This is a genomic window from Bacillus sp. K2I17 (genome assembly GCF_002209985.1).
Classification (GTDB): domain Bacteria; phylum Bacillota; class Bacilli; order Bacillales; family Bacillaceae_G; genus Bacillus_A; species Bacillus_A wiedmannii.
The window spans coordinates 1-1,139 of record NZ_NJGF01000129.1 but is presented as its reverse complement, the minus strand read 5'-3'; the positions used below and the strand labels follow the sequence as shown (position 1 = coordinate 1,139).

At 37.1% G+C, this 1,139-nt stretch carries 1 protein-coding gene; it reads right to left on the bottom strand.

The window, feature by feature from the left end; translation table 11 throughout:
- Positions 1 to 3: 3 nt before the first annotated feature.
- The gene (locus CER22_RS31060; RefSeq protein ID WP_088610509.1) at positions 4 to 825 is read right to left on the bottom strand and encodes a M23 family metallopeptidase; all 822 of its coding nucleotides are present in this window, start codon (positions 823 to 825) and stop codon (positions 4 to 6) included.
- Positions 826 to 1,139 lie beyond the last annotated feature (314 nt).

The following is a 1,139-nucleotide window of genomic DNA, read 5'->3' as shown; positions in this document are numbered from 1 at the left end:
TTTTTATCGAATATCTACAATGTCAAAGTGTTTCTCTGGTGTCCAACGATTCCCACCAATATCAATCCAGCCTTCTTTACGGAAGAATACTGTAAGAGGTTCTTTTGAGTTAATACTGCCTTTGTATGCGCCGTCAATTCCATCACAATAGCTTACTTCATATCCTTCTGGAAATTTTGATATTGCTTTGAAGGGTCTCCAATAATAATGCTCTGCTTTTACCCAACGGCTTCTACCTAAATCTAACCAAACATCATTATCATCGCCCCAGTACGCATCCCAGTATAATACCTCTGCTGCTGTCGTAAAGTCCGCAATATATTTACCGTGTGGTCCATCGTAATAGTTAATGCCATATCCTTCCCAGTATATTGATCTTGCCATCCCAATCCCCTCTGGTTGCGGTGTACCACCAATGCCACCTTTTCCCAAGTAGTCTAACGGATTCACAGCATTACTCTTATTAATATTCCAGCTGCCTTTATGCATTTCAAAATGTAAATGCTGACCGTAGGCTTCTCCAGTTTCTCCCATAACCCCGATTGTTTGTCCTTGTGTAACATAATCACCTTGTTTAACTGTACGGGAGCCACTTCGCATATGAGCGTATACGGTTTCCCATGTAACTCCATTAATATTATGGACAATCATAATACACTCACCATAACTAGTTGAAAAATACGAACGACTAACTTGCCCGCCAGCTGCTGCATAAATTGGATGATAGCCTGCTTCGGCAAGATCAATTCCATGATGATTTGGTCTGTCACCTCTAAAACCACTTGTTACTCTCGTTGTATCTGTTGGATAAATAAATGTTGCCATATAAATCTTCCTTTCTATTTCTATATTGTCTATATTTATTATTTTTAAATATATTGTAGGTTTTCCAACCTTAAAATGAACAAGACAGAACATTTCCCTATTGTTATCTACTATTAAAATATCCATCTTGTAACCATAAGTTAAATGTCACTGAAATTAGCCAAAGATATTGAAAGCTATTATTCTATATAACTAACTCTTCTTGCCTAAAACACCGTTTAAAGATAAAAAACAACTCATAGAGCTGTTTTTTATCGAATATCTACAATGTCAAAGTGTTTCTCTGGTGTCCAACGATTCCCACCAATATCAAT

Excerpts from the sequence above, each read along its gene's own strand:
- CER22_RS31060 (WP_088610509.1), bottom strand. The coding sequence starts at position 825 with ATGGCAACATTTATTTATCCAACAGATACAACGAGAGTAACAAGTGGT.